Origin of the sequence: Streptomyces sp. NPDC057099 (assembly GCF_042671245.1) — a bacterium.
In the GTDB taxonomy this organism is placed as follows: domain Bacteria; phylum Actinomycetota; class Actinomycetes; order Streptomycetales; family Streptomycetaceae; genus Streptomyces; species Streptomyces purpurascens.
On the sequence record NZ_JBHUTX010000017.1, the window covers coordinates 88922 to 115559 of the forward strand.

Genomic DNA, 26638 nt, shown 5'->3' on the forward strand with positions numbered 1-26638 from the left:
ACGGCGGGTTCCCCCTGCGCGGGTCAGGCCCTGAGGCCCGCGCAGGTCAGACCCCGGAGCGGGACACCAGCCGGCGTGCCTGCCGGGTCCTGCGGACCAGGGCGTACCCCTTGGTCAGGGCACGGTCCCCGGCGAACGTACGGGCGATCGCGCGGCCCTCGACCAGCCGCTCGAACTCGTCGATGCCCGTGCCGCGGCGCACCGTCACGCGCCGCAGGGCGTACGGCCCCTGCGTGCGGCGCGCGAGGCCGTTGCCCACGGCGAGTGCCTGGGCGTACCCCGTCTCGCGCACCGCCCGCCGGACCCGGCGGCTGGAGTAGCCGTAGGGGTAGGCGAACGAGGCCGGGACGGTGCCCAGCTGGTCCGCGACGATCTCCTTGCAGTGGATCAGCTCGAACCGCAGTGTGGCGTCGGAGACCTGGTCGAGCTGGGGATGGCTGTGGCTGTGCCCGCCGATCTCGACGCCCGCCGCGCCGAGCTCACGGACCTGGTCCCAGTCCAGCATGGTGTCCAGGCCGCCGCCGGTGTCGTACGGCCCCTTCAGCCACCCGGTCGAGACGAACAGCGTGGCCGGGAAGCCGTGCTTGGCGAGCACGGGCAGCGCGTGCCGGTGCACGCCCTCGTAGCCGTCGTCGAACGTGATGAGGACCGGCCGCGCGGGCAGCGGGCGGCCGGAGCGCCAGCACGCGGCGAGTCCGGCCGTGGTGAGCGGCGTCAGACCCCGGTCCGCGAGCACCGCCATCTGCTCGGCGAACGCCTCCGGGGTCACGGACAGGGCGCGGGTCGCGTCGTTCGGATCGGTCGCGACCGCGTGGTACATGAGGATGGGTACGGCTGCGTCACTCACGAACCGCCTCCTCCACCGCGGGCACCGAGAACGTCGCCCCGCCCCGGCGGGCCCGCACGCTCCCCACCACGTACCCGCCCGCCGCCGTGAGCACCCCGGCGACGATCGCGCCCGCCCGCCCCACGCCGCCCGGCCGGGCCAGCAGGGCGTCCCGCAAGCCCCGGGCCACCCCGGCCGGCAGCACCCGGGTCGTATACCGGCGCTCCGACTCGAGTCCCTTCCCGGCGCCGACACTTCGGGCCACCAGGGCCTTGGACAGGCCCTCGGCGTAGGTGCGCGTACGGAAGTACCGGAAGTGCTCGCGGACCTCGGGCACCCGGTGATGGATCACCGCCCGGTCGTCGATCAGCAGCACCGCGTCGGGCCGGGCGCGGCTGAGCCGGATGCACAGTTCCGTCTCCTCGCAGCCCAGCGGGCGTTTGTCGCCGTCCCTGCCGATGCCGGTGGCGAAGCCGCCCGCCGCGTCGAAGGCGCTGCGGCGGAACGAGGCGTTGCCGCCGAGCACATTGCGCACCCGGACCCGGCCGCGCGGCAGACCCCGGTAGGTGCAGCCCACCACCCAGTCGAACTCCTCCGGGAACCACTCTGGCCGCCGCCCCGACGCCCAGACCGGCACCGTGCGCCCGCCGACCGCCATCACCAGCGGGTCGGTGTACGCCTCGGCGAAGTGCCGCAGCCAGTCGCGCTCGGCCACGGCGTCGTCGTCGAGGAAGGCGACGATCTCGCCGCGGGCCGCCGCGATCCCGGTGTTGCGGCCCGCGGACAGGCCGCGGGGGCCCGCGTTGGCGAGCACCCGCACCACGGCGCCCTCGGAGGGCTCCTCGTACTCCTTGTACTCCTTGGCCAGCCGCTCCCGGAGCGTGTCGTTGTGATCGACGACCAGCAGCGTCTCCAGGGCCGGCCGTGACTGCGCCCGCACCGAGGAGACCGCCGCGAGGATGTCCTCCCAGCGGTCCTCGGTGTACGCGCAGATCACGACGGAGATGCCGGGACCGCTCAAGACACCTCTCCCCGCAGGGCATCCACCATCGGCGACTGGGGCGCACGGCGGCGCAGCGCACGGCGGTTGGAGCGCTCCTGGAGGATCACCCGCAGCACGCGCAGCCCGTCCCGCACGGCCCGCAGATTGCTGGTGCCATGGATGCGCAGATACTCGTGGCTCGGGATCTCCTGCACCTTGAGCCCGGCCTTGACGACCCGGATGTTCATCAGGGTCTCGACCTCGAAGCCGGTGCAGTCGAGGTCGATCTTGTCGAGGCAGTGCCGCCAGAACGCGTTGTAGCCGTAGCACAGATCGGTGTAGCGGGCGCCGAACTTGCGGTTGACGACCGAGCACAGCGCCCAGTTGCCGAGCTTGCGGATGAAGGTCATGTCGTCGGTGCCGCCGCCGTTGGCGAAGCGGGAGCCCTTGGCGAAGTCCGCGCCGGAGACCAGGGCGGAGACGTACGACAGGATCTCGCCCCCGTCGGCCGAGCCGTCCGCGTCGACCATCACGATGATGTCGCCGGTGCAGGCCTGGAAACCGGTGATCAGGGCGTCGCCCTTGCCCTTGCCGCGCTGCTCGACGACCTTGACCTCGGGCCACAGTTCGCGGGCCACCTGGACGGTGTCGTCGGTGGAGTTCCCGTCGACCAGGACCACTTCGTGTATCCAGTCGGGCAGGGTCTTGAAGACGTACGGAAGATTCTCCGCCTCGTTCATGGCCGGAATCACCACGCTCACCGGCGGCGCGATGGCCAGGTGAGAGGAGACGGGTCGGTACTTGGAGGCGGTCGGCGGATGCTGCTCCGCGGCGGCCGGCTGCAGAACTGAGCTCATGAGTCTGGTCCCTCTCGTCCGGTGGACCGCCCCCCCAGGGCAGTCCGGATCCAGTCCGGTTCGAAAGGGGGGTTCTCACCCGTGGCACGCCGAGATGGAGCTTCGGGCACGCCGGGTGAGCTGGCAAAGCTGGCCGGCCGCGAAAACGGCAGCCGACCGCGCGGCACGGCCCGGCCACCAAGTGCGGTCACCGAGCACGGCACCCCCCTACCGCGCCCCGCGCCGGTACGTCGCGGTCCTTGAGCCCTCCCCTAGAGCCGCTTACTGACGGACCGATGCGGGTGAGATGTATGACGGTATTGACGATTGAACCCGTATGGCAAGACCTGGAACGGCCCCTCACGTTTTTGTTGGTTTGGTCGTTACGTGATGTGTTTTATGAGTCCTGAGTTGAACGGTTCCGGTCACGGAAACAGCCGTTCCCCGCAGGCTCGGCCGAGCCTGCGGGGAACGGTTCTTCAGATTCCGGCGTAAGCGCCGGTTACTGCACGAGTTACTGCACGAGCTTCAGCAGCCGGTTCGGCGAACCCGTACCCGCGCTGGTGACCTTGCCGGTGGTGGCGCCGGCGACCAGGGCCGAGGCGACCTGGGCCGGGGTGGAGGAGGTGTGGCCCGCCAGGTAGACCGCAGCCGCGCCCGCGACGTGCGGGGTCGCCATCGAGGTGCCGGAGATGGTGTTGGTCGCGGTGTCGCTGGTGTGCCAGCCGGCCGTGATGGACGAGCCGGGCGCGAAGATGTCCAGGACCGAGCCGTAGTTGGAGTAGCTCGCCTTGGCGTCGGTGTTGGTGGTGGCGCCGACGGTGATGGCCTCGGTGACCCGGGCCGGGGAGGACGAGGAGGCGGTGGTGCTGCTGTTGCCCGCGGCGACGGCGTAGGTGACGCCGCCGGCTATGGAGTTGCGGACCGCCGTGTCCAGCGAGGCCGAGGCGCCGCCGCCGAGCGACATGTTGGCGACCGAGGGGCCGGAGTGGTTCTGGGTCACCCAGTCGATGCCCGCGATCACGCCGGCCGTGGTGCCGGAGCCGCTGTTGTTCAGCACCCGGACGCCCACGATCTTCGCCTTCTTGGCGACACCGTAGGTCGTGCCCGCGATCGTGGTGGCCACATGGGTGCCGTGGCCGTTGCCGTCGGAAGCGTCGTTGTCGCCGTCGACGGCGTCGTAACCGTGCGCGGCACGGCCGCTGATCTGCTGGTGGGTGACGCGCACACCGGTGTCGATCACATAGACCGTCACGCCGCTGCCCGCGCTGTCCGGGTAGGTGTAGGTCCCGGAGAGCGGGAGCGAGGTCTGGTCGATCCGGTCCAGACCCCAGGGAGCGCTGGTCTGGGTGGCGTCGGCCTGGACGCGCTGGTTCTGCTCCACCGCGGCCACGGCCGGGTCGGCGGCGAGCCGCTTGGCCTCGGTGGCGGAGAGAGCGGCGGAGTAGCCGTTCAGCGCCTTGCCGAAGGTCCGCGTGACCGTGCCGCCGTACTCCTTCACCAGGTCCTTGCCCGCGGCCGAGGACGCCTTCAGCCCCGCGCTCTTCTTGAGCGTGACGATGTAGCTGTCCTTGATCGCGGTCGGGGAGTCCGCCGCGAGCACCCGGCCCTCGGCGGGAGCGGCCTGGGCGGGCAGGGCGGTGAACCCGCCCACGAGGGCGGCGGTCGCCAGAGAGGTGATCGCGGCGAGTCCGAGTCTCTTGCTACGCAGTTGTGCCATTACGAGGGAGTCCTCCTCTAGGCGGCGCGCGCCTGGGTGGGGCGCGCGTCATGTGGGGGTGGTGCGCGGGCTCGCGCACACGGCCAGGAGCGTCGCGTTCCGCTCGCTGCCGGAGTAAAGCGTCGGCCATCTACCGGCGTAGAACAAGAGAGTTGAGCACTAGTCAACAAACCTGTCATGAGCACGAAATAAATCAACAGACTTGGCATGGACACTTCCTGTCAACACGCGTAGCTGCTACGACGGTTATGGCAGAGATCCTACTAAAGGGAGGTTCCATGAGACGTTCCCGACTTATCGTCCTCGTGAGCTCGCTCCTCCTCGCCGTCGGCACCGCCCTCACCGGGGCCGCGACGGCGCAGGCGTCCTCACTCGCAGCAACTGGCGGCTATGTGGCGCTCGGTGACTCCTACTCCTCCGGAGTGGGCGCCGGCAGCTACATCGGCTCCAGCGGCGACTGCAAGCGCAGCACGAAGGCATTCCCCTACCTCTGGGCAGCCGCCCACTCACCCTCGACGTTCGACTTCACGGCCTGCTCGGGTGCCCGAACGGGTGATGTTCTGTCCGGTCAGCTCGGCCCGCTCAACAGTGCCACCGCCCTCGTCTCCCTCAGCGTCGGCGGCAACGACGCCGGATTCGCCGACGTCATGACGACCTGTGTGACCCAGTCCGACAGCTCCTGCGTCTCCCGTATCAACACCGCCCGCGCGTACGTCGACTCCACGCTGCCCGGCAAGCTCGACGGCGTGTACTCGGCGATCCGCTCCAAGGCACCCGACGCACGCGTCGTCGTCCTCGGCTACCCCCGCTTCTACCAGCTCGGCACGACCTGTCTCGGCCTCTCCGAGACCAAGCGCAAGGCCATCAACGACGCATCCGACCACCTCAACACCGCCGTCGCCAAGCGCGCCGCCGACCACGGCTTCACCTTCGGCGACGTACGCACCACCTTCACCGGCCACGAGATCTGCTCCGGCGACTCCTGGCTGCACAGCGTCAGCTGGCTCAACATCGGCGAGTCCTACCACCCGAAGGCCCCCGGCCAGTCGGGTGGCTATCTGCCGGTGCTCAACGCCAACGACTGACCGGTCACCCGGAGTCGGAGTCGGAGTCCGAACCCGAACCCGAGTCCGAACCCGTGTCCGTGTCCGTGCCCGAAGGAGAAGGGGAGGCCCCGTCCGTCGGGGTCTCCGTCTCGCACGTCACCGAGAACGGCACCCCCTCGGACGTCGTCCGCACCGGCTCCCGTACCTCGACGCTGATCTCGTTCTCGAACGCCCCGCTCTCCGCGTCCGTCGTCACGGTCACCGCGTCCTGCTTCGTACGCCCGCCGCCCTCCGGGAACGACAGCGTCTTCCAGCCCCCGTCGAGCTCGGAGCCGTCCTGCGTCAGCCAGCGGTAGCGCACCTCGGCCGGCAGCCTGCCCACCGTGAACGTCGCCGTGAACTGCGGCGCCTGGGCGTTCTGCGGCGGGCAGGGGCCCGAGTAGTCCGTGCGCCTGCCCTCCAGAGCCACCCGTACCGACTGCGGCGGCGGACTGCTCTTCTCGGTCTCGCTCTCGCTCGGCGTCGGGGAGGGGCTCGACTTCCCGCTCCCGGTGTTCTCCTTCGGGCCGGTCTCAGCCGGAGTGCTCGCCCCGGCACCCCGGTCGTTGTCCCCGGAGCCGTCGCCGCCCCCGAGGTTCAGCAGCGCGTACGTCAGCCCGCCCACCGCGAGGGCCAGGGCGACCACGCCCGCGACCAGCACCCGGCCGGTCCGGCGGTCGCCGCGCTGACGGGTGGCCGTCGTCGTCCCGCCCGAGCCGGAGGGCGCCGACTGCCCCGGGAAGGGCATCGGGGGCGTGGCGGCGGGCTCGCGGGCCGCGGCCATCGGCGGGTACGGGACCGCCCGGGTGGTGTCCGCGTCCGGCGCGCCACCCGCGGCGATGACCCGCAGGTCCTGCTCGGCCCGCTCGGCCGGCAGCCGCTGCTCGGCATCCTTGCGCAGCAGTCCCTCGATGACCGGGGCGAGCGGCCCGGCCCGGTACGGCGGCGGCAACTCCTCGTCGACGATCGCGCGCAGCGTGCTCAGCGGCGTGTCGTGGCGGAAGGGGGAGTGGCCCTCGACCGCCGCGTACAGCAGCACCCCGAGCGACCACAGGTCGGACTCCGGACCCGGCGTGCGGCCGAGCGCCCGCTCCGGGGAGAGGAACTCGGGCGAGCCGATGACCTCCCCGGTCATGGTCAGCGCGGAGCTGCCCTCGACCATGGCGATCCCGAAGTCGGTGAGCACGATCCGGCCGTCGTTCGAGATCAGCACGTTGGCCGGTTTCACGTCCCGGTGCAGCACCCCGGCCTCGTGCGCGACCCGCAGCGCGGCCAGCACCTCGGCGCCGATGTGCGCGGCCCGCTGCGGGGGCATCGGGCCCTCGGCGTCCAGCACCTCCGCCAGCGAGAGCCCGCGGACCAGCTCCATGACGATCCACGGCCGGCCCCCGTCCGTCGCCACGTCGTAGACCGTCACCACGTTCCCGCTGGCGACCCGGGCGGCCGCCCACGCCTCCCGCTCCAGCCGGGCGTACATCCGCTGCACGTCGTCGCCGGCCAGCCCGGCAGGGGCGCGCACCTCCTTGACGGCTACCTCGCGGTGCAGCACCTCGTCGCGGGCGCGCCACACCGTCCCCATGCCGCCCTCGCCCAGCGGCGCCAGGAGCCGGTAGCGGCCCGCGATCACACGCTCATGGCCCGGTTCTTCGGACACGGAGCCCCCATTCGCAGCCGGGCGAAATCTCCACGAGGTCTGTTTTCCCCACGGGGTCGGTTTTCCTCACGACGTCCGCTTTCCCTTTGACGCCTGTTTTCTCACGAACGTAACTCAGCCGAGTGCGGATGCCGCCCCCTTGAACACCAGTCCGGCGCCGAGTACCACCACGGCGAAGGCCGAACCGAGCGGCGCGGTGCGGCGTATCAGGGCCGCCATCGGGCCCGCCGTCCAGCGGGGGCGCCGGTCCAGGAGCCGCGTCATCCCGCTGCCCGCCTTGACGACGGCGTACCCGCAGGCCGTCAGGGTGAGCGCCAGCCCGACGCCGTACGCGACGACGAGCAGCAGACCGAACCAGGCCTGCCCGAGGGCCGCGGCCCCCACGAGCACCACCACGGCGGACGGGCTGGGCACGAGTCCGCCCGCGAAGCCCATGAGGATCGTGCCGCGGAGGGTGGGGGCGACGGGGTGCGAGTGGGTGAAGCCGCCGTGGGTGTGCACGACCGTGTGCGGATGGGAGTGGGGGTGGGCGTGGTCGTGCGGGTGGTCGTGGTCGTGATGGTGGTGGTCGTGCGTGTGGCTGTGGCCGGTGTGCTCGTGCGGGTGGTCGTGGTCGTGGTCGTGATCGTGGTCGTGTTTGTGCGGGTGGGGGTGGCGATGGGGGTGGGGGTGCGGCGCGCGGCTGCGCAGCGCGCGGCGGACCAGGCTCGCGCCGGCCAGGGTCACCAGCAGGCCACTGGCGACGCCGAGCCAGGCGATCACCGACGGGGCCGCCGCCGAACCGGCCGTGACCAGGAGGCCCAGGGCGACCACGCCCAGGGTGTGGGTGACCGTCACCGAGGCGGCCATCGGCAGGACGTCCTTCATCCGGGCCTGGCCGCCCCGGGCCGCCGCCGTCGCGGCCATGATGGTCTTGCCGTGGCCCGGGGCGATCGCGTGCATCGCGCCGAGGACGACGGCGATGCCGAGCGCCAGCGCGGCGAACCCCGCGGTGAGGTCGTGCCGGGCGACCAGTTCGTCCAGGGCGCGCGTCCACCGGTCGGCGCCGCGCGGCAGCACGGAGGCGGCCGGGGCGTCCGACTCCTCCTCGGCCAGAGCCGCCCCGCCGGGGCGCACCCGCAGGGCGGCCGACGCGGTGTCGGCCGGAGAGGAGAGCAACTCCTCGGGGTACTTGGTCAGTTCGGCCGATATCGACTTCTCGGGCACGTCCGACGCGGTGAGCGTCATACGGTCGCCACGGGCCGTGACCTCCCGCCAGCCCGGGCCGGAGGACGCGCCCGCGCCGCGGAAGCCGAGGGACACGCTCTCCTTGTCCGACGGGAGGGGAGCGGTCAGCTCGCACTCCACGCGGAGGGTGTCGAGCCCCGCCTGCCCGGGCCGCACGCGGGCGCGGCTGCGCTCGGCGGTGAGGGCGGCGGTACGGCCGTCGACGGTCACCCTGCTGTCCGCGGCGGCCGCGGCGCACCGCTCGCGGGCCCACAGGGCGATGCCCAGCCGCTCGACGTCCGGCTTCGCCTGGGTCGCCGGGATCTCGGCGAGGTCCTCGACGTGCTGGACCCGGAGTTCGCCGGGCGCGGCGACGAGACCGTCGTAGCGGTTGACGGTGAAGTTGCCCAGCGGGTGGGCGCTCGCCGTGGCGGCGGGCAGCAGAGTGAGCGCGCAGGCGGCCGTGAGGACGGCGGCGCCGGACGCGAACAGTCGGCGCAGGGTCACCGGTTCTTCTCCAGGTCCTTGAGCGCGGTACGGGCCTCGCGGGCGCCGAGGGGCGAGAAGCCGGGGTTCAGGTCGAGCGCGGCCTTCAGGTGGTCGCGGGCCTCGCGCTCGTCACCGGTGGCACGCTCGATGATCCCGCGGTGGAAGAGGAAGGCGGCGTTGCGGTAGCCGGTGGCGGTGGCCCGGCGCGCGTACGGCAGGGCCTCCTCGTCGCGGCCGTTGACGTGCAGGGCCCAGGCGAGGGCGTCGGCCGTGTGCACGCTGTGGCGGCGGTCCCACTCGGCACGGGCGGCGCGCAGGGCCTCCTTCTTGTCGCCGTGGTCGGCGGCGGCCATGGCCGAGTCGAGGTCGGCGTTGACACCGCCGGCCCGGGCCAGAGCCGTCCAGGCGTCGACCAGGGCGTACTGGTCGCCGGCCTTCGCCCGGTCGCCGTCGGCGCCGCGGTCCTCGTACAGCTCGCCGAGGGCGACGAGCGGGCCGGGCAGCGGGAAGCGGGCGACGACCTGCTCCAGTCCCTTCACCGCGGCCGCACGGTCACCGTCCGCCGCCTGCGCACGGGCGCGGCCCTCCAGGGCGGGCAGATAGGAGTCGTCGGCGGCGAGCGCGCGGGCGTAGTGGCCGAGGGCCGCCTCGTAGTCGCCCTGGTTCCAGGCGAGTTGCCCGAGAGCGGTGGCGACGTACGCGACGTCGGCGGGCGAGTCGGCGGCGTCCAGGGCGCGTTCCAGCACCTCACGGGCCGTGCGGACGTCGCCGCGCAGCTCCCGCACATACGCGTACCGCGTGAAGACGGGTACGCCGGGACGCTTGGTGTCGGCGGTGTCGGCGGCCTTCTCGGCTTCGTCGTACCGGCCGAGTTCGACGAGGGCGTCGACACGGGTGCACAGGGCACGTTCGTTGTAGGGGTTCTGCTTCAGGGCCCGGTCGGCGTACTTCAGGGCGCCGGGGAAGTCATGCCGGGCCGCGGCGAGGGCGGCCCGGCCGGCCAGGGCCGGGTCGTTGCCGGGCTCCAGTTCCAGCGACCGCTTCAGCGCGCGCTCGGCCTGCGGATAGCGCGAGGGGTCGCCCTTCGTCCGGGCCTGTTCGACGTAGGCGACACCGAGGGTGGCCCAACTGCCGTAGTCCCTCGGCTGGGCGCGGAGATGTTTCTGCAGGGAGGCGATCCCCGCGTCGAGATCCCCCCGGGCCAGCGCGCCCGGCGACAACGCCCCGGCCGCGGACACGGCGGCGACGTCGCCGCCTGCCCGGCCGTTTCCCGCACCCCCGAAGGCGATGGCCCCACCGGTCAGCGCGACAGCCAGCAGCGCGGCGCACCCGGCCAGATGAGCCGCCCGCCAGCGCCGCGCGCCGTCGGCGGTCCGCCGCATCGCGGCCACGCGCTGGGCGACGTCCTTGCCTGCGGAAGGTGTGCTGTCGCTGTCCGGCCGGGCGCCCTCCGCATCGGCCTGTGCCTCTTCGGCCTGTGTCTCATCAGCCCGTGCCTCGTCGGCCTCCCCGTCACGCCCGGCCGCGGCATCGGCCTCAGGCTCTGTGGCCGGCTCGTTGTCCGGGCGTGGGCGGTCGTCGTCGCGCCTCTCCGGTGCGCTGTCCGTCGTACGCGGAGGCATGGGTCTCCTCAGTCGGCTGTGCGGGTGCGGGTGCGGGAACAGAAGGCGCGGCCCGTGCCGTGGGGGATGGGTGGGAACGGGCCGCGCCAGTAGGGGGAGCGGAACGGGTCAGTACGCCCGGTTCCGCATACGGCGCCACCACATCAGGGCCGCGCCGATCAGGACTATGCCGCCCGCGCCGGCCCCGGCGGACGCGGCGATCAGGCGCATGTCGTCCGAGCTCTGCGCCTCGGCCGGCTGCAGCGCGTCGCCCAGCTGGCTGCGGACGTCGTTGCCGCCGTCCACGCCCTTGGCGAGCGGGCCGCGCGAGCCCTCGGTCGGGTTGGCCAGGTACGGGAAGGACTTGCCGAACTTCTTGTCGTTCTCGTTCACCGCGTCGCCGAGGTCGTTCTTGGCGCCGAGCAGCTCACCCTCGACGACCTGGAGCGACGCGTCGATCACGTCGTCGGTCAGCCGCCGTCCGTTCGGGAAGCCCGCGGTGTCACCGTCCAGGACACCCAGCCGCTTGGGCTTGGCGGCCGGCTTGATGGACGTGTTGAGCCGCAGCTGCTCCGACGGCGTCACATGCGGCGGCTGGTTGAGGTCCTTGACCCCCTTGAGGAACACGTCGACCAGGTCGTTGCGCGGCTCGTCGGGCGCCGGGATCTTGTAGATCCCCTCGATGAGCTTGGGCAGCTCCGGGTTGGTGACGTTCTCCAGGAACTGGGCGTCGTCCCGCGGCGTGGACGCGTTGAACTTGTCCTTGTCCTTCAGCGGGTTGACGACCTCGTTCACCAGCGGCATGCCGAGGCGCGAGACCTGCGAGTAGTAGCCCTTGGCGTTCTCGCGCTGCGTCGTCGACCAGATGCCGACGACCGGCTGCTCGTGCGACTCGGCGAGGAAGCTGTTGGGGACCTGGAGGGCGACCGAGTTGACGTTGTAGCCCTTGAGGGTGTCGTTGCCGACCTCGGAGAGGTTCCCGCCGTACAGCAGGTCGAAGACCCTGAGGTCCAGGAAGAACGGGTCGTCGGCCTGCCCGGCGAACGTCTGGGCACCCCCGGCGAGCTTGTGGACCGCCTGCTTGCGCAGGGTGTTGTAGTCCGGCATCGATGCCTTGCCGACGTTCGACGGCGCCACCGGCACGTCGTCGGCGACCTTGGTCTTCGACACCGCCTTCAGATCGCGCAGCTTGATCAGCTCGAGGTCGTACGTCTGCGTGATGTTGAGGTCGGGGTCGTCCAGGCTCTCGACCGGACCCGTGTTGTAGAGGAACGTCTTGTCGTTCTTGGTGTGCGTCTTGAACGTGTACCGGAACAGCAGGTCCTCCTGCGCGTCACCGTTGTTGTCGATGCGCAGGTCGTACTGGGCGTCCTCGGCGAACGTGAAGAAGTTGGGCCCGCCGGCCGGTTCCTCGAACGGGATCCAGTTCGCGATGATGGTCGTCGTGTCCGGCTTGTCCGGGCTGACGAACGCGTACACGTCGGTGTTGTCGTACTGCGGTGTCCCCGAGATCAGCGGGGCCTCGCGGTGACTGGAGGCGGAGGCCGCCTCAGGTTCCAGCGCGGTCACACCAGCGGCTGCGAGCCCGCCGGCGGCCAGTGCACCACAGACCACGGTCGCGATGCTGGTGCGTCCCGCACCGGTCCTGGAGATAGGTGTCATGCCGTCCGTCCTCAGTGCCAACTTGCCTGACACACGCCATTCGGAGCGGCCGGCAGAGCGGATTGGTCGAATCTCAAACGTTCTTACGGAGCGATTGAAAAGTTGTTTCATCGCCAGGCGACCCGCGTTTTCGGCGAGTTGATCCGTAACCCCATCCGGAGGTGTGTGCGTTGCGAATACCTCGTGTGAGGGGACAGGCCCGATGCGGCCTCGGAGAGGGGGAACGAGTGGAGGCGGACGAGCTGCTGCTGCTCGTGGCGGGCGGGAACCACCAGGCCTTCGAGGAGCTGTACGGACTGGTGTCCGGCCCGGTGTTCGGTCTGGTACGGCGTGTGGTGCGCGACCCGGCGCAGTCGGAGGAGGTGGCTCAGGAGGTGCTGCTCGAACTGTGGCGGTCCGCCGCGAAGTTCGACCCGGGCCGGGGGAGCGCGCTGTCCTGGATCCTCACCCTCGCCCACCGCCGTGCCGTCGACCGGGTGCGCAGCGCCCGCGCGGCGGGGGAGCGCGAGCAGCGCGAGGCCTGGCGCGCCCACTTCCCGGCCTTCGACCAGGTCACCGAGGAGGTCGAGGCGGGACTCGAACGCGAGTGGGTACGCCGCTGCCTGGACCGCCTCACCGACCTCCAGCGCCAGTCCGTCACCCTCGCCTACTACGAGGGCTACACCTACCGTGAAGTGGCCGAGCGGCTCTCCCTGCCGCTGGGCACCGTCAAGACGCGTATGCGCGACGGGCTGACCCGGATGCGCGAGTGCCTGGGAGGCGTGGCATGAGCCTCTTCCGCCGCGAGGACCCGCACTCGCTCGCCGCGCCCTACGCGCTCGACGCCCTGGAACCCCCGGAGCGGGTCCGCTTCGAGAGGCATATGAAGGACTGCGACCGCTGCGCCGCCGAGGTGCGCGCCCTGTCCGAGGACGCCGTCCGGCTCGCCTGGTCCACGGCCGCCCCGGCCCCGGCCGCCCTGCGCGACCGGGTCATGGCCGCCGTACGGACGACTCCGCAGGACCCGGCGCCCCAGGAGGCGGCGCGTGAGCCGGCACGCGCGCGTGCGACCCAGCTGCCGCCACATGTGTGGGGCACCCAGCCGCCGCCGAGACAGCGGGTGCGGCGCCGGATCCCGCTGTTCGTGCCCTTCGCCACGGCCACCGCCGCCGCGGCCCTCGTCGTCGCCGCGCTGTTCGCCGTCCAGGCGAACCGGACCCAGGGCGAACTGACCGCCGAGCGGGACCGGTCGCGTGAGATCGCCCACGTTCTGTCGGCTCCGGACGCCCGTGCGAGCAGCGGCCGGGACGGGCGGGGCCGCACCATCGGAGTGATCGCTTCCGCGACGGAGGGGAGTGCGGTGGTCACCCTCGGCGGATACAGCACCCCGCCGGGCGGCCGCGTGCACCAGTTGTGGCTCATGCGCCCGGGCGCGCAACCGCGCTCCCTGGGGCTCCTCAAAGGCGACACGCCCCTGGTCGCGACCCGTCTCGGCTCCTCGGCGACGTCACTGGCCGTGACCGTCGAGCCCGCCGGCGGCTCACCGCAGCCCACCACCCAGCCCATCGTCCAACTCGCCCTGAAATCTGTTGGATTCGGAGAGTAATCGGAGATACATCGTCAACCCCCTTACGGGGAAGGTGAATCCTGTGACCGCGATACACGAGTGCCCGGGCGGGGCGATAGGGTTAACCTGCCCGGGCCGGGTGGACTCGTACGGGTGGGGAGTGACATGGAACAGATAACAGTGCGCAGCAGGGCGAGGGTCCCTGCGATCACCTGCGGGAGCAGCGCGACCAGTTCGCGCCTCGACCGCCATCTGTCGGTGCTGGGCGGTCCTGCCGTCCCGCAGCGGGAGACGGTCGAGGCGACCTCGCTGATGCGTGAACTGACCGCGCGTCAGCCGCACGACCGCAGTGGCAGGGGAGCACGCGTACGCCGCGTCTCGCTCTTCGCACCGCTGCGCCGACTGCGCCGCTCGCTGTTCGGCGGCAGGTAGGGGCCCGCGCTCGGGCGGTCACACCGCCCCCGGCGTCACGCTGCGCACTCGTCGTCCGTCATCCCCACGGCACGCAGCAACGCCAGGTGTGTTCCCGAGCGCGGTACGTCCCCCCGTTCACCTCTCCCCGTGCGCGTACTGACGCACGGCCAGCGGCACGAAGATCCCCAGCAGTACCGCGCACCACATGAGCGACCCCGCGACGGGGTGGGCCACCGGCCAGGCCGCTTCGTCGGGCACGGGCGCGTTGCCGAACAGGTCCCGCAGGGCCGTCGCCACCGCGCTGATCGGATTCCACTCGGCGACCGTCCGCAGCCACCCGGGCAGTCCCGTCGTCGGGATGTACGCGCTGGACAGCAGCGGCAGCAGGAAGGTCGCCCCGCCCAGCTGACCGGCCGCCTCCTCGTTCCGGGTGAGCAGGCCGAGGTAGATCCCGGCCCAGGTGCACGCGAAGCGGAACAGCAACAACAGTCCGACGGCCCCCGCCGCTTCGAGCGGGCCGCCCTCGATCCGCCAGCCCACCGCGAGCCCCACCAGCAGGAACGGCACCGTCCCGACGGCCGTGACCACCACGTCCGCCGCGGCCTGTCCGAGCGGTACGGCAGCCCGGCTCATCGGCAGCGTACGGAAGCGGTTCGTCACGCCCCGGTGCGTGTCCTGGGCTGCCTGGAACATGCCGGTCATGAGGCCGCCCGCGGCGGTCGCCACCAGCAGACCCGGCACGAGGAACGACCGGTACGCCTCGCCCGGCACCGCCAGCGCGCTGCCGAAGACGTAGCCGAAGAACAGCAGCATGCTGATCGGCATCGTCTGGGTGAGGATCAGCAGCCCCGGGTTGTTCCGCATCCGCAGCAACTGGCGGCCCAGCATCGCGGTCCCGTCGTACGCCAGCATGCTCATGCGGCAGCCTTCCTTTCCTCGCCGGTGGTCTCGGTCAGGCGCAGGAACACGTCGTCCAGCGTCGGTGGCCGCAGGCTCACGTCGAGCAGCGGTACGCCCGCCGTGTCCAGGGCGCGTACCAGCAGCGGGAGGGTGAGGGTCGGGTCCTTGCTGACCGCGCCGACGGCGTTGCGCTCGTGGTCGAACGACGGCTGCGCTCCCGTGAGCCGGTCGAGCACGCCCGCCGCCCTCACGAGCACGTCCGCGTCCGTCACGACGACCTCGGCGTGCGCCCCGACGAGCGCCTTGAGCTGTGCCGGCGACCCGGTGTGCGCGACCCGGCCCCGGTCCACCAGGGCGATGTCGTCGGCGAGCTGGTCGGCCTCCTCCAGGTACTGGGTGGTGAGGAGCACGGTCGTGCCCTCGGCGGTCAGCTCGCGCACGGCGTCCCAGATGAGGTTGCGGCTGGCCGGGTCGAGGCCGGTGGTCGGCTCGTCCAGGAACAGCACGTCGGGGCGGCGGATCAGGCTCGCCGCCAGGTCCAGGCGGCGGCGCATGCCGCCGGAGTAGGTGGACGCGGGCCGGTCGGCGGCCTCCGTCAGGCCGAAGCGGTCGAGGAGTTCCGCGGTCCGGCCGGCCGGACCGCGCACCCGGTGCAGCCGGCCGAAGAGCTGGAGGTTCTGGCGCCCGGTCAGGTCCCCGTCGATCGAGGTGTCCTGCCCCGTGACACCGATCCGGCTCCGTACGGCGGCGGCCTCGCGGACGAGGTCGTGCCCGGCGACCCGCGCGGAGCCCGCGTCCGGCCGCAGCAGTGTGGTCAGCAGCCGCACGGCCGTGGTCTTGCCCGCCCCGTTCGGCCCGAGGACCCCGCACACCGTGCCCTCGGCCACCGCGAGGTCCAGTCCGCGCACGGCACGGACCTCCCCGAATCGCTTCTCCAGACCCTCACTAAGTACAGCGTACGTAGAAGTCATGGCTCGACCATAGCGCACTACGTACGCTGTACGTAACTAGGATGGTGGCCGAGGTGATGATCGATGGCGGGCCGAGCGGCCGTACCCGAAGTGATCTGGGCGCGCCCCGAGCGCACCGGCCGTGGGCCGAAACCGGCGTTCACCCGCGCCGGCATCGCGGCGGCGGCGGTGCGGATCGCCGACGCGGAGGGGCTCGACGGGGTGTCCATGCGGCATGTCGCCGCGGAGTTGGGCTGCGGCACGATGTCGCTGTACAACTACGTCCCCCGAAAGGAGGATCTGTACGAGCTGATGGTGGACGCCGTCGGTGCCGAGCACGAGATCTTCGAGCCCACGGGCGACTGGCGCGCCGACATGCTCCGCAACGCGGAGGAGACGCGGGCCATCATGTACCGCCACACCTGGGTGCCGCGCCTGATGTCGGGCGTCTACGGCTTCAGCCCCAACACCCTGCGCTATCTGGAGCACTGCCTGGCCTGCCTCGAACCCCTCGACGCCCCGGCCGGCACGAAGACGGAGCTGATCGCGCTGCTCAACGGCATCGTGACGACCTACACCGCGAACGACATCGCGACCGTCGAACGCGCTCGCTCCATGCCGTGGTCCGATGAGGAGGAGAACGCGGTGCGCATGGCCTATCTGGGCGGCCAGGTGGCCACCGGGGCGTATCCGCGACTGGCGGCGGCCTTCATGGAGCAGAGCGGGCCGGTCGATCTGGACGCGGTGTTCAAGCGGGCGCTGGAGCGCGTACTGGACGCCTACGACCCCGAGCCGCGCCAGAGCGGCGCGCGCTAGAGCAGTGCGAGCTAGAGCAGTGCGAGCTGGCCCTCCGGGCCCTCCTCGGGGCCGTCCAGCACCGAGGCCGGCCGGCGGGCCGTCGCCGGCACCGGGAGGAGGCCCGCCGCGCGGAGTTCGGCCGTCGTGATCGGGTCGGGGAGCGCCGGCTCATCGGCCGGCTCGTCCAGGGGGCGCAGTTCGGCCAGCAGGGCGAGGACCGTGATCAGTTCGAGCAGCTCCGACGTCCAGGTCTGCGTCCAGGTCGCGGGGCGGATCGCCGCGAGCGTGCCCGGCTCGGCCTCGGTGACGCGCGCCGCGAACCACTGGTCCAGGACGCGGACCCCGCCCGCCTCGAAGTCCCAGGCCTCCGGCGGCACCGGGGAGATGCGGCCCTCGCCCAGCAGCAGGGCCTCCTCGTCCCTGTCGTAGTCCAGGGTCAGGGGCCGCGAGGGCAGCGGGGCGCGGACGTAGGGGCGGCGGCCGCCGGGGAGCTTCGGGCGGGCGCCGTCGCGGCGCATCAGCCACAGCAGGCGGTGGCCCAGCTCCACGCCCCGCGCCCACGCGTCGGCGTCACCGGTGAGCGGGACGGTGAGGTCCGGGCGCGCCGTGGCCGTGATCCAGGCCAGCACGTCCAGTGGTGCGGGGGTGTCGCCCAGGCGGGTGCCGAGGTGCTCCAGCAGGCCGGGGGCCAGGTTGGGTTCCCGCCCGCCCGGCCGGCGGAACAGCGGGCGGACACGGCCGGGGCGGAGCAGCGGGACCAGTGAGGTGGCGAGGAGGGGAGGGGCGAGGGCCCCGGGCGCCTCCACCACGAAGACCTGCCGTTCGTCCGCCACCCGCCACAGCTCCGGGCGGGCCGCGTCGATCAGCCGCTGGTCGGGAATCAGCCACTGCTCGTCGAAGGGCGCCTGCAGCACGCGCACCGGCTCCGGGCACGGGCCCGAGGCGCGGAGCAGCTTCTCCGTGCCGCCCGTCCGGCCGGGCAACTGGCCGACCGCCGAGTGCAGCGTGCGCGAGCGGGTCGGCTCGAACAGGGTCTCGCGGTCGGGTCCCTCGGCCTTCACCAAGGCGTCCCAGCGGGCCTTCAGGGACGCCGCGTCGGGGGCCGCCGGCCAGCCCCGGCCGAGCCGGGGCGGTGCGACGGACCACGGCATGAGGTCCGCCAGCGGCGGAGCGTCGTCGTGCGTCACGCAGGGCATCGTACGACCGCTATGCGTCCAGGGTCACCGTGAAGGAGAACCGGTCGCCCCGGTACTGGATGACGGCCACGTCCAGCGGCCGGCCGTCGGTGCCGTACGTGATGCCCGTGTAGTGCAGGATCGGGCTGAGCAGCGGCACTTGGAGCAGCTTCGCCGTCTCGGGGTCGGCCAGCCGGGCCTCCACCGTGTCCGTGATGCGGCTGATGTCCACCCCGACGACATCCCGCAGCACCTTGGTCATGGGCCACCGGACGAGGTCGTCCAGGTCGATCCGCGCGGCCAGTTCGGGACGGACGTAGTTCCGGGCGTGATTCGTCGGCTCACCCGTCTTCTCGTCGCTGCGCAGCCGGTGGTACGTCGAGACCTCCCGCACCTCCCCGAAGAACTCGGCGAGTTCGCCCGGCACGGGGATCGTGCCGTGGTCCAGCAGTTCGGACGTCATGCCGGACTGCTGGGCCACGATCGCGTCCACCGAGCCGAGCAGACGGACCGGGGAACCCCTGCGCGCGTGCGGCTCGATGAAGGTGCCCCGCCGGCGGTGGCGGGTGATCAGCCCCTCGTCCTCCAGCTCCTTCAGCGCCTGCCGCATGGTCAGCACGCTCACGCCGTAATGCCCGGCCAGCTGCTCCTCGGTGGGCAGGCGCAGCGGGTCCCGGGGCGAGCGGCCGAGGATCGAGGCGCGCAGGGACTGCGACACCTGGTACCAGAGCGGCAGCTTGCGGTTCAGGACGATCGAGTCCGGAGCGAAGGAGGTCACGGGCCATCCGTACCGGTCAGGGGGGTTCAGTGCAAGGGACGGAAGTGCCGCTCCAGGCCCTGCCAGACATCGTCGTAACGCTGTTGGAGGTGTTCCGCCCGGGCCGCGTGCGGTGTGAGGGTCAGCGGCCAGCGGGTCTCGAACATGAACGCCAGTCCGTCGTCGATCTTCTGCGGCTTCAGCTCGGCGGCGCTCGCCCGGTCGAAGGTCTCCCGGTCCGGGCCGTGCGCCGACATCATGTTGTGCAGCGAACCGCCGCCCGGTACGAAGCCTTCCGCTTTCGCGTCGTACGCGCCCTCGATCAGGCCCATGTACTCGCTCATCACGTTCCGGTGGAAGTACGGCGGCCGGAAGGTGTCCTCACCCACCAGCCAGCGCGGCGCGAACACCACGAAGTCGACACCGGCCAGGCCCGGGGTGTCCGACGGGGACGTCAGCACCGTGAAGATCGACGGGTCCGGGTGGTCGTACGTGATGGTGCCGAGCGCGTTGAAACGGCGCAGGTCGTAGACGTACGGCACATGGTTGCCGTGCCAGGCGACCACATCGAGCGGGGAGTGGTCGTAGGTGGCCGTCCAGAGGTTGCCGCAGAACTTGTTCACCACCTCCACCGGGCCCTCGACGTCCTCGTACGCGGCGACCGGGGCGCGGAAGTCCCGGGGATGGGCGAGCCCGTTGGCGCCGATCGGGCCCAGGTCGGGGAGGCGGAAGGGCGCGCCGTAGTTCTCGCACACATATCCGCGGGCGGATCCGTCCAGCAGCTCCACACGGAAGCGGACCCCACGGGGGACGAGCGCGACATGGCCCGGCTCCACATGGAGCAGACCGAACTCGGTGCGCAGCAGCAGCCCGCCGCGCTCCGGGACGATCAGCAGCTCGCCGTCGGCGTCGCTGAACACCCGCTCCATCGAGGCGTTGGCGGCATAGAGGTGCACGGCGACGCCGGTGCGCTGGGCGGCGTCGCCGTTACCGCCCAGCGTCCACAGTCCGGCCAGGAAGTCGGTCTCGGGGGCCGGGTCGGGAAGCGGGTTCCAGCGCAGACGGTTCGGGTCGGGCGCGGTCTGGGTGAAGGGAGCGGTACCCACCGAGCCGTTGTGGGTCCGGGTGAACGCCGGGTGCGCGGCCGACGGGCGGATCCGGTACAGCCAGGAGCGGCGGTTGTGGGACCGCGGCTCGGTGAAGGCCGTGCCGCTCAGCTGCTCCGCGTACAGCCCGAGCGGAGCCCGCTGCGGCGAGTTGCGGCCCTCGGGCAGCGCGCCCGGGACGGCCTCGGAGCTGTGCTCGTTGCCGAAGCCGGAGAGATAGGTCAGCCCTTCGGCGGTCTTCCGCGTGTCCGCACCCATGGATCACTGCTCCTTGCGTCCGATTCCTATGTAACACCGTAGGATTGCGTTTTCCCCGGCGCAAGAGGGACACGCGCCCTCCTCTTGGCGGATGACCTGAACCCGACTTGAGGACGATCCGCCGGGCCGTACGCGCGTTCTACGCTCGCGGACATGTCGTGGACACGTGGACCTTTCACCCTGCTCGCGGTCTGCGTTCTGCTGGCCGGAGCCGCGGGCTGCGGCTCCGATGACGCGCGGGAGCGGGGGAGCGGCGCCTCGCCCACGCCGGTGGGGACGCTCCTGGAGGACCGGGACACGGAGGGGCGGCCCTATCGGCAGGTGGCCCGGCGGGACGCCCCCGATGTCGGCATCGAGGTGCAGCCGGACGCGGCCGGCGGCTGGGACGTCCGTCTGGCCGTCCGCAAGTTCCGCTTCTCGCGGGCCGGTGCGGCCGGTGCGGCGGTGGCCGGGCACGGCCTCGCGCACCTCTATGTGGACGGCCGCCTCGTCGCCAGGCTCCGCACCTCCGGGTACCGGCTGGCCGCCCACCTCGTACCGCGCGGCACGCACCACGTCACGGCCCGCCTCTACGCCGACGACGGCACCGCCTGGGCGGTGGACGGCAGACCCGTGGAGAGCACGGCCGACATCACCGCGTCGGAGCCCGGCCCGGGCGCGAAGCCGAGTGCGAGCGCCCCGGGGGAAGCGCGGACGCATGCGACGGACACCCGGTCCCGGATCGGGGGGCGAGGTTCACCCGACCGCGCCGGAAAGGCATCATGAAGCCCGTGCCCCACGCGACATCGCTCCGTCGTGCGCCCGTGCAGCGGCGCAGTGCCGAACGCCTGACCAGGATCCTCGACGCCTGCGCCGACCTCCTCGACGAGGTCGGCTACGACGACCTGAGCACCCGCGCCGTCGCCCAGCGGGCCGGTGTCCCCATCGGCTCGGTCTACCGCTTCTTCGGCAACAAACGCCAGATGGCCGACGCCCTGGCCCAGCGCAACCTCGAGCGGTACTCCGCCCGTGTCACCGAGCGACTGGGGGAGACGGGCGACGGGGGCTGGCGCGTGGCCATGGACGTCGTGCTCGACGAGTACCTGGAGATGAAGCGCACCGCGCCCGGCTTCTCCCTCGTCGACTTCGGCAACCAGATCCCGGTCGGCGCCCGCCACAGCGAACCCAACCACCGCGTCGCCGACCGCCTCACCGAACTCCTCTCCGGCTACCTCGACCGCGAGCCCGACGAGGAGCTGAGCCGGGTGTTCCTCATCGCCGTGGAGACCGCCGACACGCTCGTGCACCTGGCGTTCCGGGTCGCGCCGGAAGGGGACCCGAAGATCATCGAGGAGATGCGGGAGATGCTGCGGGCGTATCTGTCCCGGGTGCTCGACTGACCCCCGTGCCGTCGGGTGATCCGGTGCCGTCAGACCCTCCCCACCATGCATACCGGTCGGTATGCTCGGGCGGGTTCGCGCGTCACCGTAGCCGCCGCCCCCGGGAGGACCCGTGTCCCGCACCGCCCTGCGTATCTGTCCCCTGTGCGAGGCCACCTGTGGCCTGACCCTCACCATCGAGGGGACGCGCGTCACCCGTGCCCGAGGTGATCGCGACGACGTGTTCAGCGAGGGGTTCGTCTGCCCCAAGGGCGCCTCCTTCGGAGCCGTCGACTCCGACCCCGACCGGCTGCGCACCCCGCTGGTGCGCCGGGACGGCGAGCTGTGCGAGGCCACCTGGGAGGAGGCCTTCGACGCCGTCGCCGCCGGTATCCGCCCGGTCGTCGAGCGGTACGGCCCGAACTCCGTCGGCGTCGTCCTCGGCAACCCCAATGTGCACACCATGGCCGGCGCCCTCTACCCGACGCTGCTGCTCGCCGGGCTCGGCACCCGCAGCGTCTTCACCGCCTCCACGGTCGACCAGATGCCCAAGCACGTCTCCAGCGGACTGCTCTACGGCGACGCGAACGCCATCCCCGTGCCCGACCTCGACCACACCGACCATCTGCTCCTCATCGGTGCCAACCCGCTGGAGTCCAACGGCAGTCTGTGCACCGCCCCCGACTTCCCGGGCAGGCTCAAGGCGCTCAAGGCCCGTGGCGGCACCCTCGTCGTGATCGACCCGCGGCGCACCCGGACCGCCAAGCTCGCCGACCGGCACATCGCCGTGCGGCCCGGCACCGACGCGCTGCTGCTGGCGGCGATGGCGCAGGTGCTCTACGCCGAGGGCCTCGTCGAGCCCACCCCGCACGTCCAGGGCGTCGAGGAACTGGCCGACGCCCTGCGGGAGTTCACCCCCGAGGCCGTGGCACCGGCCTGTGACGTCGACGCCGGCCTCATCCGCACCCTCGCCCGTGAACTCGCCGGCGCCCCCACCGCCGCCGTGTACGGCCGCATCGGCAGCTGCACCGTCCCGCACGGCACCCTGGCCAGCTGGCTCGTCGACGTCCTGAACATCCTCACCGGCAACCTCGACCGGCCGGGCGGCGCGCTCTTCCCGCAGGCCGCCACCGACAAGACCCCGCGCCCCGCGGGACCGGGCCGGGGCTTCGCCCTCGGGCGCTGGCTCTCCCGGGTGAGCAGGCACCCCGAAGCGAAGGGCGAGCTGCCCCTGTCGGCCCTCGCCGAGGAGATCGACACCGCCACCGAGGAAGGCGAGCCGGTCCGCGCGATCGTCGCCGTCGCCGCCAACCCCGTGCTGTCCGCGCCCGACGGCGACCGGCTCGACAAGGCGCTCGACTCGCTCGACTTCATGGTCAGCGTCGACCCGTACCTCAACGAGACCTCACGCCACGCCCATGTCGTGCTGCCCCCGCCCCCGCCCTCCCAGAGCCCGCACCACGACTTCGCCTTCAACACCCTCGCCGTCCGCAACCAGGTCCGCTACACCCGCCCCGCGGTCCCGCTGGAACCCGGCCGGATGGCGGAGACGGAGATCCTGGCCCGGCTGATCCTCGCCGCGACGGGCATGCACGGGGCCGACCCCGCCGCCGTGGACCGGATGGTCATCGACCAGACCCTCGGCAAGGCGGTCACGGAACCCCACTCGCCCGTATACGGCCGTGACCCCCGCGAACTCGCCGCACAGCTCACCGGCGACACCGGCCCCGAACGGCGGCTGGACATGATGCTGCGCCTCGGCCCCTACGGCGACGGCTTCGGCGTACGACCGGACGGGCTCTCCCTGGAGAAGCTGCTCGCGCATCCGCACGGCATCGACCTCGGCCCGCTGCGGTCCCGGCTCCCGCAGCCGCTGAAGACCCGCAGCGGCCTGGTGGAGCTGCTGCCGGAGCCGATCGCGCGGGACCTGCCCCGCCTTCGCGCGGCCCTGGCCGAACGCCCCGAGGGACTCGTCCTGGTCGGCCGTCGTCATCTGCGCTCCAACAACAGCTGGATGCACAACGTGCCCGCCCTCACCGGCGGCTCCAACCGCTGCACCCTGCACATCCACCCCGAGGACGCCGAACGGCTGGGCGTCGAGGACGGGGCGCCGGTACGGGTGAAGGGCGCCGGGGGAGAGGTCACCGCACCCGCCGAGGTCACGGACGCCGTCCGCAAGGGCGTGGTGAGCCTCCCGCACGGCTGGGGTCACGACCGGCCCGGCACCCGCCTCGGGCACGCCTCGACCGACCCCGGCGTCAACGTCAACCAGCTTCTCGACGGCCGTCTGCTCGACCCGCTGTCGGGCAACGCGGTCCTCAACGGAGTGCCCGTCGAATGCGCCCCGGCGGCCGAAAAGCTCATGCCGCTGACCTGAGCAAAGCTGTGACCAGCAGTTCTGCGCTTATTGCTCGCACGTCAACGTCTTGTTAACGCTGCTTGACGGGCCCTAACGTCTCGGGAACCGCCGGCCCTGGTGGAATGTTCAAGGGCGAACGTTAGGTACCCACTCATGCTGACCATCCTCGGCTTCGCCATGATCGCGACCTTCCTGGTCCTGATCATGATGAAGAAGATGTCGCCGATCGCGGCGCTCGTGCTGATTCCCGCTCTCTTCTGCGTGTTCGTCGGCAAGGGCGCCAAGCTCGGCGACTACGTCCTCGACGGCGTGACCGACCTCGCCCCCACCGCGGCGATGCTCATGTTCGCGATCGTCTACTTCGGTGTGATGATCGACGTCGGTCTCTTCGACCCGATCGTCCGCGGGATCCTCAAATTCTGTAAAGCGGACCCGATGCGGATCGTCGTGGGCACCGCCCTGCTCGCGGCGATCGTCTCGCTGGACGGCGACGGGTCCACCACCTTCATGATCACCGTCTCGGCGATGTACCCGCTGTACAAGCGCCTGAAGATGAGCCTGGTCGTGATGACCGGTGTCGCCGCGATGGCCAACGGCGTGATGAACACCCTCCCCTGGGGCGGCCCGACCGCCCGCGCCGCGACCGCGCTCAAGCTCGACGCCAGCGAGATCTTCGTCCCGATGATCCCGGCGCTCCTGGTGGGCCTGCTCTTCGTCTTCGGCCTCTCCTATGTGCTCGGTGTCCGTGAGCGCCGGCGGCTCGGCATGCTGACGCTGGACGAGGTGCTGGAGGAGGAGAAGGAGAGCGAGACGGTCCTCGTGGGCTCCGGCGGTTCCGGTGACTCCGGCGACGGCAAGGTCTCCATGCGCAAGGGCGGCGGCTCGGGTGCCGGCACCGACGCGGGCGCGGGCTCCGGCAGTGGCGCCGACGCCGAGGACGACACCGAGGACGACTCCGAGGACGACGGCTTCCAGGGGCTCGACCCCGACCGGGCCACCCTGCGCCCCAAGCTCTACTGGTTCAACGCGCTGCTCACGGTCGCCCTGCTCACCGCCATGATCATGGAGTGGCTGCCGATCCCGGTGCTGTTCCTGATCGGTGCCGCGCTGGCCCTCACCGTGAACTTCCCGCACATCCCCGACCAGAAGGCGCGCCTCGCCGCCCATGCCGACAACGTCCTGAACGTCTCCGGCATGGTCTTCGCCGCCGCCGTCTTCACCGGCGTCCTCCAGGGCACCGGCATGGTCGACAACATGGCCAAGTGGATGGTGGACGTCATCCCCGCGGGCATGGGCCCGCACATGGCCATCGTCACCGGTGTGCTGAGCCTGCCGCTGACGTACTTCATGTCGAACGACGGCTTCTACTTCGGTGTCCTGCCGGTCCTCGCCGAGGCCGGTGCCGCGCACGGCGTCTCCCCGGTGGAGATGGCCCGCGCCTCGCTGGTCGGCCAGCCGCTGCACATGTCGAGCCCGCTCGTCCCGGCCGTCTACGTCCTGGTCGGCATGGCCAAGGTCGAGTTCGGCGACCACACCAAGTTCGTCGTGAAGTGGGCCGCCCTCACCTGCCTGGTCATCCTCGGGGCGGGCATCCTGTTCGGGATCATCTGACCTTGTCCGATCCCCGTTGGAGTACATCGTGAGGCCCGGTGGGAACCGCGGCTGGCTGCTCCGCCTCGTCATCGCCTTCAGCTTCGCGCAGGCGGCGGTGTCGATGGCCCGGCCCGCCGTCTCCTACCGGGCCCTCGCGCTGGGCGCGGACGAACGCGCCGTCGGTGTGATCGCCGGTGTGTACGCGCTGCTTCCGCTGTTCGCCGCCGTCCCCCTGGGCCGCCGTACCGACCACGGCCGCTGCGCGCCCCTGCTGCCCTTCGGCGTGGTCCTCATCTCCGGCGGCTGCGCCCTCAGCGGCGTCGCCGACTCCCTGGGGACGATGGCCCTGTGGAGCGGGGTGATGGGCCTCGGCCACCTCTGCTTCGTCATCGGCTCCCAGTCCCTGGTCGCCCGCCAGTCCGCGCCGCACGAGCAGGACCGCAACTTCGGGCACTTCACCATCGGCGCCGCGCTCGGCCAACTGGTCGGGCCCATCGCGGCGGGCGCGCTGATCGGCGGCGGGGACATGGCGGGCACCAGCGCGCTCGCCCTGGTCGTGGCGGGCGGGGTCGCGGCCGTCTCGTTCACCTCGCTGTGGCGCATCGAGCACCGCCCTACGTCGGCCACGTCCCGCGCGGACAAGGGCGACCGCGTCCCGGTCCGGAGCATCCTGCGCACCCGGGGCGTGCCCGCGGGCATCCTCATCAGCCTCGCCGTGCTGTCCGCGACCGACATCCTCACCGCGTACCTCCCGGTGGTCGGCGAGCACCGGGGCATCGCGCCGTCCGTGATCGGCGTCCTGCTCAGCCTGCGCGCGGCGGCCACCATCGCCTGCCGCATGGTGCTGACGCCCCTGCTGCGGCTGCTCGGCCGGACCATGCTGCTCACCGTGACGTGTCTGCTGGCGGCCCTGCTGTGCGCGGGCATCGCCCTGCCGGTGCCGGTGTGGGCGCTCGGCCTGCTGCTCGTGCTGCTCGGCTTCTGCCTGGGCGTCGGGCAGCCGCTGTCCATGACGACGGTCGTCCAGGCCGCACCCGACGAGGCCCGTTCCACGGCCCTCGCCCTGCGACTGACCGGCAACCGGCTCGGCCAGGTCGCCGCGCCCGCCGCGGCCGGGCTGATCGCCGGGGTCGCGGGGGTGGCGGCGCCGTTCGTGATGCTGGGGGTGCTGTTGCTGCTGTCGGCGGGGGTCGCGGTGCGGTCGCCGCGGGAGCCGGAGGAGGTTGGCGGGGAGGATTCCGAATCCCGCCGGAACGGGATGCCGTTGGGCCGGAAGAGCGACATCTGACGCGTCGTGGGCGCTGCTCCGGCGTTTCCGGGTGACATGTGGCAGATAGTCAGGTGACGAGGTGTTTGTATGAAA

23 protein-coding genes are annotated in these 26638 nt (G+C 71.9%); 10 read left to right on the forward strand and 13 right to left on the reverse strand.

What is annotated here, in order from left to right:
- Nucleotides 1–46 precede the first annotated feature (46 nt).
- The 4 genes from ACFT4A_RS22230 to ACFT4A_RS22245 all read right to left on the reverse strand — a co-directional run bounded on the left by ACFT4A_RS22230 (nucleotide 47) and on the right by ACFT4A_RS22245 (nucleotide 4364).
- On the reverse strand, nucleotides 47–847 hold the full coding sequence (locus ACFT4A_RS22230; protein WP_382832654.1) for a polysaccharide deacetylase family protein: 801 nt from the start codon (nucleotides 845–847) through the stop codon (nucleotides 47–49).
- On the reverse strand, nucleotides 840–1847 hold the full coding sequence (locus ACFT4A_RS22235; RefSeq protein ID WP_382832656.1) for a glycosyltransferase family 2 protein: 1008 nt from the start codon (nucleotides 1845–1847) through the stop codon (nucleotides 840–842). Before ACFT4A_RS22235 ends, ACFT4A_RS22230 begins: the two co-directional genes overlap by 8 nt.
- Nucleotides 1844–2665, reverse strand: a complete 822-nt coding sequence (locus ACFT4A_RS22240; protein WP_382832657.1) for a glycosyltransferase family 2 protein — start codon at nucleotides 2663–2665, stop codon at nucleotides 1844–1846. The genes ACFT4A_RS22235 and ACFT4A_RS22240 overlap by 4 nt, the downstream gene beginning before the upstream one ends.
- 493 nt (nucleotides 2666–3158) lie before the next feature.
- Entirely contained in the window at nucleotides 3159–4364 is a 1206-nt protein-coding gene (locus ACFT4A_RS22245; RefSeq protein WP_382832659.1) for a S8 family peptidase, read from the reverse strand.
- 278 nt (nucleotides 4365–4642) lie between these two features.
- On the opposite strand from ACFT4A_RS22245, the gene ACFT4A_RS22250 reads away from it, so the two are divergent.
- Nucleotides 4643–5449, forward strand: a complete 807-nt coding sequence (locus ACFT4A_RS22250) for an SGNH/GDSL hydrolase family protein (protein ID WP_382832661.1) — start codon at nucleotides 4643–4645, stop codon at nucleotides 5447–5449.
- A 4-nt stretch (nucleotides 5450–5453) separates the two neighbouring features.
- Here ACFT4A_RS22250 and ACFT4A_RS22255 read toward each other — a convergent pair whose 3' ends face one another.
- The 4 genes from ACFT4A_RS22255 to ACFT4A_RS22270 form a co-directional block, all read right to left on the reverse strand.
- Entirely contained in the window at nucleotides 5454–7103 is a 1650-nt protein-coding gene (locus ACFT4A_RS22255; RefSeq protein WP_382832663.1) for a serine/threonine-protein kinase, read from the reverse strand.
- A 114-nt stretch (nucleotides 7104–7217) separates the two neighbouring features.
- A complete protein-coding gene (locus ACFT4A_RS22260; RefSeq protein ID WP_382832664.1) occupies nucleotides 7218–8816 on the reverse strand; it encodes a nickel transporter in 1599 nt (532 codons plus the stop codon).
- The gene (locus ACFT4A_RS22265) at nucleotides 8813–10420 is read right to left on the reverse strand and encodes a tetratricopeptide repeat protein (protein WP_382832666.1); all 1608 of its coding nucleotides are present in this window, start codon (nucleotides 10418–10420) and stop codon (nucleotides 8813–8815) included. The genes ACFT4A_RS22260 and ACFT4A_RS22265 overlap by 4 nt, the downstream gene beginning before the upstream one ends.
- Before the next feature lie 108 nt (nucleotides 10421–10528).
- On the reverse strand, nucleotides 10529–12061 hold the full coding sequence (locus ACFT4A_RS22270) for a DUF4331 domain-containing protein (RefSeq protein ID WP_382832668.1): 1533 nt from the start codon (nucleotides 12059–12061) through the stop codon (nucleotides 10529–10531).
- A gap of 227 nt (nucleotides 12062–12288) precedes the next feature.
- Here ACFT4A_RS22270 and ACFT4A_RS22275 point away from each other — a divergent pair, with 227 nt between their 5' ends.
- From ACFT4A_RS22275 to ACFT4A_RS22285, 3 genes are all read left to right on the forward strand, one after another.
- Complete coding sequence (locus ACFT4A_RS22275; protein WP_184597574.1) at nucleotides 12289–12831, forward strand: sigma-70 family RNA polymerase sigma factor; 543 nt, start codon at nucleotides 12289–12291, stop codon at nucleotides 12829–12831.
- Nucleotides 12828–13646: an anti-sigma factor domain-containing protein gene (locus ACFT4A_RS22280; protein ID WP_382832670.1), complete on the forward strand. Its 819-nt coding sequence runs from the start codon at nucleotides 12828–12830 to the stop codon at nucleotides 13644–13646. Before ACFT4A_RS22275 ends, ACFT4A_RS22280 begins: the two co-directional genes overlap by 4 nt.
- A gap of 126 nt (nucleotides 13647–13772) precedes the next feature.
- Nucleotides 13773–14039 (forward strand): hypothetical protein, encoded by a 267-nt coding sequence (locus tag ACFT4A_RS22285; RefSeq protein ID WP_184562045.1) that lies wholly within the window; start codon nucleotides 13773–13775, stop codon nucleotides 14037–14039.
- A gap of 117 nt (nucleotides 14040–14156) precedes the next feature.
- Here the strand turns inward: ACFT4A_RS22285 and ACFT4A_RS22290 are convergent, their stop codons facing one another.
- Both ACFT4A_RS22290 and ACFT4A_RS22295 read right to left on the reverse strand, forming a co-directional pair.
- The gene (locus ACFT4A_RS22290; protein ID WP_382832672.1) at nucleotides 14157–14939 is read right to left on the reverse strand and encodes an ABC transporter permease; all 783 of its coding nucleotides are present in this window, start codon (nucleotides 14937–14939) and stop codon (nucleotides 14157–14159) included.
- A complete protein-coding gene (locus ACFT4A_RS22295; RefSeq protein ID WP_382832674.1) occupies nucleotides 14936–15892 on the reverse strand; it encodes an ATP-binding cassette domain-containing protein in 957 nt (318 codons plus the stop codon). Before ACFT4A_RS22295 ends, ACFT4A_RS22290 begins: the two co-directional genes overlap by 4 nt.
- A gap of 63 nt (nucleotides 15893–15955) precedes the next feature.
- On the opposite strand from ACFT4A_RS22295, the gene ACFT4A_RS22300 reads away from it, so the two are divergent.
- The gene (locus tag ACFT4A_RS22300; protein WP_382832676.1) at nucleotides 15956–16687 is read left to right on the forward strand and encodes a TetR/AcrR family transcriptional regulator; all 732 of its coding nucleotides are present in this window, start codon (nucleotides 15956–15958) and stop codon (nucleotides 16685–16687) included.
- 11 nt (nucleotides 16688–16698) lie between these two features.
- Here the strand turns inward: ACFT4A_RS22300 and ACFT4A_RS22305 are convergent, their stop codons facing one another.
- Genes ACFT4A_RS22305 through hmgA form a run of 3 tightly spaced genes read right to left on the reverse strand, consistent with a single transcriptional unit; the run spans nucleotide 16699 to nucleotide 19965 of the window.
- The gene (locus ACFT4A_RS22305; RefSeq protein ID WP_382832678.1) at nucleotides 16699–17865 is read right to left on the reverse strand and encodes a type ISP restriction/modification enzyme; all 1167 of its coding nucleotides are present in this window, start codon (nucleotides 17863–17865) and stop codon (nucleotides 16699–16701) included.
- 10 nt (nucleotides 17866–17875) lie between these two features.
- On the reverse strand, nucleotides 17876–18622 hold the full coding sequence (locus tag ACFT4A_RS22310) for a GntR family transcriptional regulator (RefSeq protein ID WP_382832680.1): 747 nt from the start codon (nucleotides 18620–18622) through the stop codon (nucleotides 17876–17878).
- A gap of 26 nt (nucleotides 18623–18648) precedes the next feature.
- Nucleotides 18649–19965 (reverse strand): homogentisate 1,2-dioxygenase, encoded by a 1317-nt coding sequence (hmgA, locus tag ACFT4A_RS22315; protein WP_382832682.1) that lies wholly within the window; start codon nucleotides 19963–19965, stop codon nucleotides 18649–18651.
- Between the two features lie 153 nt (nucleotides 19966–20118).
- Here hmgA and ACFT4A_RS22320 point away from each other — a divergent pair, with 153 nt between their 5' ends.
- From ACFT4A_RS22320 to ACFT4A_RS22340, 5 genes are all read left to right on the forward strand, one after another.
- Nucleotides 20119–20730, forward strand: coding sequence for a hypothetical protein (locus tag ACFT4A_RS22320; RefSeq protein WP_382832683.1), 612 nt, complete (start codon nucleotides 20119–20121; stop codon nucleotides 20728–20730).
- Nucleotides 20727–21344, forward strand: a complete 618-nt coding sequence (locus ACFT4A_RS22325; protein WP_382832685.1) for a TetR family transcriptional regulator — start codon at nucleotides 20727–20729, stop codon at nucleotides 21342–21344. Before ACFT4A_RS22320 ends, ACFT4A_RS22325 begins: the two co-directional genes overlap by 4 nt.
- 112 nt (nucleotides 21345–21456) lie before the next feature.
- Nucleotides 21457–23700, forward strand: a complete 2244-nt coding sequence (locus ACFT4A_RS22330; protein ID WP_382832687.1) for a molybdopterin oxidoreductase family protein — start codon at nucleotides 21457–21459, stop codon at nucleotides 23698–23700.
- A gap of 135 nt (nucleotides 23701–23835) precedes the next feature.
- Complete coding sequence (locus ACFT4A_RS22335; RefSeq protein WP_382832688.1) at nucleotides 23836–25293, forward strand: CitMHS family transporter; 1458 nt, start codon at nucleotides 23836–23838, stop codon at nucleotides 25291–25293.
- Between the two features lie 28 nt (nucleotides 25294–25321).
- Nucleotides 25322–26563 (forward strand): MFS transporter, encoded by a 1242-nt coding sequence (locus tag ACFT4A_RS22340; protein ID WP_382832690.1) that lies wholly within the window; start codon nucleotides 25322–25324, stop codon nucleotides 26561–26563.
- Nucleotides 26564–26638 lie beyond the last annotated feature (75 nt).

Excerpts from the sequence above, each read along its gene's own strand:
- ACFT4A_RS22335 (WP_382832688.1), top strand. The coding sequence starts at position 23,836 with ATGCTGACCATCCTCGGCTTCGCCATGATCGCGACCTTCCTGGTCCTG.
- ACFT4A_RS22280 (WP_382832670.1), top strand. The coding sequence starts at position 12,828 with ATGAGCCTCTTCCGCCGCGAGGACCCGCACTCGCTCGCCGCGCCCTAC.
- ACFT4A_RS22285 (WP_184562045.1), top strand. The coding sequence starts at position 13,773 with ATGGAACAGATAACAGTGCGCAGCAGGGCGAGGGTCCCTGCGATCACC.
- ACFT4A_RS22290 (WP_382832672.1), bottom strand. The coding sequence starts at position 14,939 with ATGAGCATGCTGGCGTACGACGGGACCGCGATGCTGGGCCGCCAGTTG.
- ACFT4A_RS22270 (WP_382832668.1), bottom strand. The coding sequence starts at position 12,061 with ATGACACCTATCTCCAGGACCGGTGCGGGACGCACCAGCATCGCGACC.
- ACFT4A_RS22295 (WP_382832674.1), bottom strand. The coding sequence starts at position 15,892 with ATGACTTCTACGTACGCTGTACTTAGTGAGGGTCTGGAGAAGCGATTC.
- hmgA (WP_382832682.1), bottom strand. The coding sequence starts at position 19,965 with ATGGGTGCGGACACGCGGAAGACCGCCGAAGGGCTGACCTATCTCTCC.
- ACFT4A_RS22245 (WP_382832659.1), bottom strand. The coding sequence starts at position 4,364 with ATGGCACAACTGCGTAGCAAGAGACTCGGACTCGCCGCGATCACCTCT.
- ACFT4A_RS22305 (WP_382832678.1), bottom strand. The coding sequence starts at position 17,865 with ATGCCCTGCGTGACGCACGACGACGCTCCGCCGCTGGCGGACCTCATG.
- ACFT4A_RS22325 (WP_382832685.1), top strand. The coding sequence starts at position 20,727 with ATGAAGCCCGTGCCCCACGCGACATCGCTCCGTCGTGCGCCCGTGCAG.
- ACFT4A_RS22250 (WP_382832661.1), top strand. The coding sequence starts at position 4,643 with ATGAGACGTTCCCGACTTATCGTCCTCGTGAGCTCGCTCCTCCTCGCC.
- ACFT4A_RS22320 (WP_382832683.1), top strand. The coding sequence starts at position 20,119 with ATGTCGTGGACACGTGGACCTTTCACCCTGCTCGCGGTCTGCGTTCTG.
- ACFT4A_RS22240 (WP_382832657.1), bottom strand. The coding sequence starts at position 2,665 with ATGAGCTCAGTTCTGCAGCCGGCCGCCGCGGAGCAGCATCCGCCGACC.
- ACFT4A_RS22265 (WP_382832666.1), bottom strand. The coding sequence starts at position 10,420 with ATGCCTCCGCGTACGACGGACAGCGCACCGGAGAGGCGCGACGACGAC.
- ACFT4A_RS22300 (WP_382832676.1), top strand. The coding sequence starts at position 15,956 with ATGGCGGGCCGAGCGGCCGTACCCGAAGTGATCTGGGCGCGCCCCGAG.